This is a genomic window from Membranihabitans maritimus, from assembly GCF_021729145.1.
Taxonomy (GTDB): Bacteria; Bacteroidota; Bacteroidia; order Chitinophagales; family Saprospiraceae; genus Membranihabitans; species Membranihabitans maritimus.
On the sequence record NZ_JAJSLW010000029.1, the window covers coordinates 41,200 to 47,732 of the forward strand.

The following is a 6,533-nucleotide window of genomic DNA, read 5'->3' on the forward strand; positions in this document are numbered from 1 at the left end:
AAAAAGCTTTTCGATTTTTGTGCATTTAAGAAGACTCAAGACACCTATTGTAGCCTGAAAGTGACTCCGAAAACGGGAATCTGGTATACAGAATATGGATTGGTATCCAAAGGAATGGTAAAAGAGAGATCTTCACCTATATCGAAATTTTTTAGGTGTGCATCTACATAGGCTTCAATACCATTCATTAGATAAATGGCAGCCGTAACGATTATACTAAGCTGATACCATTTATAATATGTATCTCTTATTGAGCTTAAAGTATTCAGGTTGGGATAAATATCCAGAAATGGATCCGGATTTCCCTGGACGCGATTGTTGTATGCATTTCGGAATAAATCGTAATTTCTTTTATTGTCGGCAATTACCCATGCGCTTACCCCCAATCCACCGTAAATAATAGGCACTTTCCACCAGGATCTATTGTAAGCTTGGCCGCTGCCAGGCAAGATAAATGACAATAATGCTGCTCTTTCCGGTATCGGTGACCACAGTTCTTCAGATATAATCGAAATTGTTGCTGAATCAGCCATCACCATTGAATCAGACTCAATTGAACTGTTCTTGTTTTGGGCTGCTAATATATTGGGTGATACTAGATACGCGAAGATTAATCCTGCGAAGGCTTTCTTCCACATTCTTACTGGTCTAAGGTTTCCAAAATTTCTTCGAGATGATTGGGTGTTTCAAATTTAATTTTGATTTCTCCCTTCATTCCGTTCCTGCTTTGAATTTTTACTTCCGCTCCGAAAAGGTGTGTTAATTTATCTTCAATCTTTTGAATTTCCGGATCTTTTCTTTCTTCGGTTGCGGGTTGGCTTTTGGGTGTATGCATATCCCTAATTAACTTTTCAGTAGCACGAACAGAGAGGCCATCACTGATTATTTTGTCATATACATACAATATTTCATCAATATGCTCCAATCCCACCAGTGCTCTCGAATGTCCCATTGATAAAGATCTGTTCTTCAACCCTTTTTGCACTTGTGGCGGCAGTTTCAATAGTCGTATATAATTAGTAATGGTACTTCTGTTTTTTCCAATTCTATTGGAAAGTTCTTCATGTGTGATGGAGCATTCCTCAATCAATCGCTGGTAGGTAATGGATATTTCCAACGGGTTGAGATCCTCCCGTTGTATATTTTCTACCAAAGCCATTTCAAGAAGCTCTGTGTCATTTGCTATCCTGACAAAGGCAGGAACATGCTCCAACTTTAGTTTTTGCGCTGCCCGAAATCTTCGTTCCCCGCTTATTATTTGGTATTGATCGGAATTCAGTTTTCGGATCGTTATAGGTTGGATCAATCCGTAAGTTTCTATCGATTTTGCTAATTCTTCTATGGCCTCATCATCAAAATCAGTACGGGGTTGATCGGGATTGGGTTCTATATTTTTCAACGGGATTTTAAAAATCAATTGGTCTTGTGTGTCAGCACTATCCTCTGTCACAGGGACTATTCCTTCTGTGATTTCCTCTTCTTCCAGGTTCGAAAGCAATGCTTTTAACCCTTTCCCTAATTCTTTCTTCTTTATCTTGGCCATAATATCCTTTTTATTTCCCGACAATCTGTTATTAATGATGTTTTACACACTTCCAACTTTATTCCTGGAGTTTATATTATTAGATTGTCTTTTAATAAATTCATGTGCTAGGTTGAGAAAATTTCTAGATCCTTTACTGCCGGCATCATATATAATAACAGGTTTTTGAACACTTGGAGATTCCCCGATTTTTGAGTTTCTATGTATAATAGTATCGAAAACGTGATCTTTTACCATTCCTCGTACTTGTTCAACAACCATATTTGCCAATCTAAGCCGCTTATCGTACATGGATAAGATTATTCCTTCAATCTCTAATTTTGGGTTAAAATTTTGCTTTACTACTTTTATCGTATTTTTCAATTTTCCAAGCCCGTCTAATGCAAATATTTCGCATTGGATAGGGATAAGCACTGAATCAGCAGCAGACAATGCATTTAAAGTAAGAATACCCAAACTTGGTAAACAATCTATAAATACATAATCGTAATCCCCTCTTACCTGGTCGATAATATTTCTTACTTTCAAATGTCTCTGTGAAGCATTGGCCAATTCGACTTCAGCCCCTACTAGGTCTATGGTGGATGGCAGAACAAAAAGATTAGGGGTGTCCGTTTCAATGATTGCGTCTTCTACAGGATGTTCATTAAGTAAACAATCATAAACAGAAACTTCGACTTGTTCTTTTGTGATTCCCAGCCCATATGTGGTATTGGACTGGGGGTCCAGATCTATGACCAATACCTTTTTTTCTAATATAGCCAAACAGGCCGAAAGATTTATTGCTGTTGTGGTCTTTCCAACACCTCCTTTTTGATTTGCTATTGCAATAACTTTACTCATACATTAAAGATCTAGTGATTCACCTACATTGGGAATATATGCTTCTATATTATTTTCCTTAAAGTAATTTTCCGCTTCTTTGTGGTCTATTTTTATCACGTCAAAGGTATCAAAATGACAACCAATTATTTTATTACATTCGATAAAATTTGCTGCATGCACTGCATCTTTATAATCCATGGTGAAATTGCCACCGATGGGTAAAATGGCAAAATCCAAAGGAGGACATAATAATGGAATCAATTTCATATCCATCGTGAGGGCGGTATCGCCGGCTATATAAAAGGTAGATGAATCGTTTTCTATTACAAAACCCAATGGATTGGCTCCGTAACTGCCATCAGGCAACATGCTGGAGTGAACTGCATTTACTGCCCTGACTTTACCAAATTCAAATTCAAAACAACCCCCTGTATTCATTCCATGGCCATCGAATCCTTTTTCCCCGTACCAGGATACTATTTCAAACGAGGATATTACTTTGGCTCCGGTTCGTTCCAGGATTCTTTCAGCATCAAGTACATGATCCTGATGACCGTGAGTGAGTATTATATAGTCTGCAGGAATCTCTTCTACATTAATTTCTGATGCCAGGGGATTACCACTAATAAATGGGTCTACTAGTATGACTTTACCATTGTGCTTAAATAAAAAACAGGAATGTCCCAAAAAGGTAATATTCATAATTTTTAATTTTAATTTTGATCTTGCAACCTTTGAATTTTACGTAGACACTAGACTATGTGTTGCCTGAAATAATGACATTTATGTGATGATATTTGCCGTATTTGTGCCCATTTTTGCAAACTATTGCGAAGATATATATTATTTATTAAAAGGAATATATAGAAAAAAGTTGAATGTATATAATGTTAAAGGGCTCTCGCAGCAACATTTTGTATACTTTAACTGTTCAAATTCAACATTTGAAAATTGATTGCTTTGTGTATAAAGTTCCGATGAAAACTTCTAAGTATGAAAAATTCATTAATTATTGAAGATTGGGGGAAAATTGATTTTGCCAAAGCGTGGGAAGAGCAATTTAATTTACAAAGGCAGATAATCGAGGAAAAGAGGGCATTGTCCATTCCTGTTTCGGAAACAGGAGGGCGGGAACATTACTTACTTTTTTGCGAGCACAATCATGTGTACACCCTGGGTAAATCTGGGGATGAAGGGAATCTATTGGTAGATGCGGAATCTCTTATTGAAAAAGAAGTCACTTTTTATAAAATAAATAGAGGTGGGGATATTACCTATCATGGTCCCGGTCAATTGGTAGCGTATCCGATTTTAGACCTGGAATATTTTTTTAGAGATATTCATAAATATATAAGAATGCTCGAAGAAGTAATCATCCGGATTATGGATGATTATGGACTTAAGGGGTATAGGATTGATGATTTTACCGGGGTATGGCTAGGGGAAAATCCCCGACGAAAGATTTGTGCGATAGGTGTTCACATGAGTCGATGGGTGAGTATGCACGGCTTAGCTTTTAATGTAAATACGGATCTGGATTTTTTTGAGAATATTATTCCCTGTGGAATACGTGAAAAAGACAAAACAGTAACTTCATTAGCGCAGGAGTTAAAACAGAGCGTAGATATGCGTGAAGTACAACGAAAATTTATTAAACATTTTAACGACCTGTTTGGAACGCGGGTATCCCGTTTTGACTATATGGAAGATGAGAATTAGGATGTTTATATATATGGAATTGCCTGTATTAGAAATTGTCTTGACTCAATAAAGAGTATCCTTTCTTGAATTTTAGAAGAGCAACCGACTGGCTCTTAAGTGAATATTTGAGTTTTCAGGGATAGCAACGTCACGATTACTTGAAGTTTTTATAAACATTTTCTTTGTATATCTTCGTCTTTATTTTTCATAAAAGCCCAGGAGGTATGAGTAGCACAAAAAAGGTAAAAGATTCCCATACAATAATGACTCAATTGATAATGCCCAATGATACCAATCATCTCGGTAACTTGATGGGGGGGGTAATGATGCGCTGGATGGATATTGTTTGTGCGTTGAGTGCAATGAGGCATTGCAATACCCCTGTCGTTACGGCAGCAGTAGACCATATATCATTTCAGCAACCGATTGATCTGGGGTCTATGATTACATTGGAGGGGTTTGTGACCCGGACTTTCCGTACTTCGCTGGAAGTTTTCGTAGAAGTATATTCAGAAGACCTCAAAGGTACGAAGACAAAATGCAATGATGCCTTTTTTACCTTTGTTTCACTTGATGAGGATACCAAACGACCTTCCAAGGCGCCGGGTATTATTCCTGAATCAAAGCGGGAAAAAGAGCTTTTTGAAGGAGCGTTGCGTCGAAGGGATTTACGATTGATTATGGCAGGAAGGATGGATCCCAAAAGTGCTGACCACCTGAAGAAGATTTTTAGCTGATCCTTTAGTTGCCAGCAGTAGGCAAATTATTAGTTAGTAGTAAGTGAAAAGTTACGAGTTACGAGTCAGAAGCTAGTTGTTCATGCCTAAATAAGGTTGACTTTTTTTTCGTACTTAAAACTTCTTCTGAATTTTACTTTTTGAGAGATATTGGATTCAGAAGGATTGTTGTCCTCAGCCCGAAGGGCTGAAAAAGCCCTTCTATACTGAGTTTTTACTTCCGTCGCTGACTTGTCATCGTCGGATTGTTGTCCCAACTCAATATAGTGTTTTTCATACTCAATTGGGGTTTTTCGTTGTAACTTTATATGTGGTTTTTCAAAATTATAGAGTGCTACTGAACGGTCAACTTCTTTGGCTAGATCTATAAAACTGGTAATAGAACGGTGTTTGAGATAATTGTTTTTTATTACCCCGTTGAGTCTTTCTGCTTTACCGTTTTCCCAGGCAAACTCACACATACTATTTTGAATCTGTTCTTTTTGAGTTACTTTTAAAAATTCTTTATCATAATATTGACCGCCCCCATCGGAGTGGAATATTACTCCCTTGATGTCTTGTTTTTCCTTTTTCCTGACTGTTATAGCCCTTCTTAAAGCGGGCAGGGTCGTGCATTCTGTTGTCAAGTTTTTTGCTGTTGCATGCCCCACGATCCTTCTGGAAAAAGCATCCATAATAAAAGTGAGATAATAAAACCTGCGGTTCACTTCAAAATAAGTAATATCACTCTGCCAAACTTGGTTGAGTCCTACCAATTCAAAGCCCTTTATTAAATTGTCGAATCGAATCACTCCCGAGCTGTTTGTTGTTCTGCGCTCGTTTTTTGTTCGCTTAATCCGTACCCCCTGTGTGGAACAGAAGGCCTCAAATGCATCCCGGCCAATATGTGTCGGATGTAGTTTATAATATATATCCCTAACTCCCATTGTAGGGTGCTCGTCCCGTATCTGATACAGAAGCAACAAAAGTTGCTGCTCTTCAGAACGCACCTTGTGCAAACGATCCATTTTCTGATGAAAAGCCTGTTTGCTTAATCCAACTGCCTGAAATAACCGGTTCATGGTGAAGGGGTATTGTTCTCGCGTGAGCCAGATATGTTCGAGTGTGGGGTAGAAAATTTTTTTTTAATATCTACTCCGTACGTTTGCTCGGCCAGTTCTATCATCTTGTCTTTAAAATCAAGAAGGATTTGTTTTTGTCCGATTATTTTCTCCAGTTCTGCTACCTGACGCTTTAACTCTAAAAGTTGTTTCGTGTCGCTTTCCACTTCAACAATCACCCGTTCAGTCTTATTTTTCATCGTTCCAAATTTTCTCAGCCACCTGTATACACTTGTCGATGCAAGCTCATACTGGGAACAGAGTTCTGAAATTTTTGTCTTCCCACTTTCAATTTCCCGTACCTTTTGAATTTTAAAGTTAGTACTAAAACTTCTTTTTCGACGCTCTTCGATTGTCATTTTAAATTGTTTCCTCTTTGCCATTTTATTTCCTTTTTTTAATCCTAAAATGGTCAACTTATTTCAGGCATTGACAAGTCGGGGGTTATAAACCTCGAGGTGTCATAGACAGTTGGTAATCAATGTACAATCTTTCAAAGATCAATTCGGCTGGGGAAGGAAGATTCGGATGTGCTTGTGGGAAAGGGATTTGTCTTACCCCTTATTTCACCCTTTTAAAAAAATGCTATCCCCCTTCCGGTCATTGTGTATTCTCTATATGTACCGT

8 protein-coding genes are annotated in these 6,533 nt (G+C 37.8%); 2 read left to right on the plus strand and 6 right to left on the minus strand.

Annotation, left to right across the window (positions count from 1 at the left end; genetic code table 11):
• Positions 1-44 precede the first annotated feature (44 nt).
• The 4 genes from LVD47_RS21985 to LVD47_RS22000 are packed head-to-tail and all read right to left on the minus strand — an operon-like array spanning position 45 to position 3,070.
• Positions 45-638, minus strand: a complete 594-nt coding sequence (locus tag LVD47_RS21985) for a DUF5683 domain-containing protein (protein ID WP_236980688.1) — start codon at positions 636-638, stop codon at positions 45-47.
• Positions 639-640: 2 nt separating this feature from the next.
• The gene (locus LVD47_RS21990) at positions 641-1,543 is read right to left on the minus strand and encodes a ParB/RepB/Spo0J family partition protein (RefSeq protein WP_236980690.1); all 903 of its coding nucleotides are present in this window, start codon (positions 1,541-1,543) and stop codon (positions 641-643) included.
• Between the two features lie 42 nt (positions 1,544-1,585).
• The gene (locus LVD47_RS21995; RefSeq protein ID WP_236980692.1) at positions 1,586-2,386 is read right to left on the minus strand and encodes a ParA family protein; all 801 of its coding nucleotides are present in this window, start codon (positions 2,384-2,386) and stop codon (positions 1,586-1,588) included.
• Between the two features lie 3 nt (positions 2,387-2,389).
• Positions 2,390-3,070: a metal-dependent hydrolase gene (locus LVD47_RS22000; RefSeq protein WP_236980694.1), complete on the minus strand. Its 681-nt coding sequence runs from the start codon at positions 3,068-3,070 to the stop codon at positions 2,390-2,392.
• A 291-nt stretch (positions 3,071-3,361) separates the two neighbouring features.
• Between LVD47_RS22000 and lipB the strand changes: the two genes are divergently transcribed.
• Positions 3,362-4,087: a lipoyl(octanoyl) transferase LipB gene (gene lipB, locus LVD47_RS22005; protein WP_236980696.1), complete on the plus strand. Its 726-nt coding sequence runs from the start codon at positions 3,362-3,364 to the stop codon at positions 4,085-4,087.
• A 206-nt stretch (positions 4,088-4,293) separates the two neighbouring features.
• Positions 4,294-4,806 (plus strand): acyl-CoA thioesterase, encoded by a 513-nt coding sequence (locus tag LVD47_RS22010; RefSeq protein WP_236980699.1) that lies wholly within the window; start codon positions 4,294-4,296, stop codon positions 4,804-4,806.
• Positions 4,807-4,892: 86 nt separating this feature from the next.
• On the opposite strand, the gene LVD47_RS22015 is transcribed toward LVD47_RS22010, so the two are convergent.
• The gene (locus LVD47_RS22015; protein WP_236980701.1) at positions 4,893-5,867 is read right to left on the minus strand and encodes an IS3 family transposase; all 975 of its coding nucleotides are present in this window, start codon (positions 5,865-5,867) and stop codon (positions 4,893-4,895) included.
• Positions 5,864-6,289, minus strand: a complete 426-nt coding sequence (locus LVD47_RS22020; protein WP_236980703.1) for a transposase — start codon at positions 6,287-6,289, stop codon at positions 5,864-5,866. Before LVD47_RS22020 ends, LVD47_RS22015 begins: the two co-directional genes overlap by 4 nt.
• Positions 6,290-6,533: the final 244 nt, after the last annotated feature.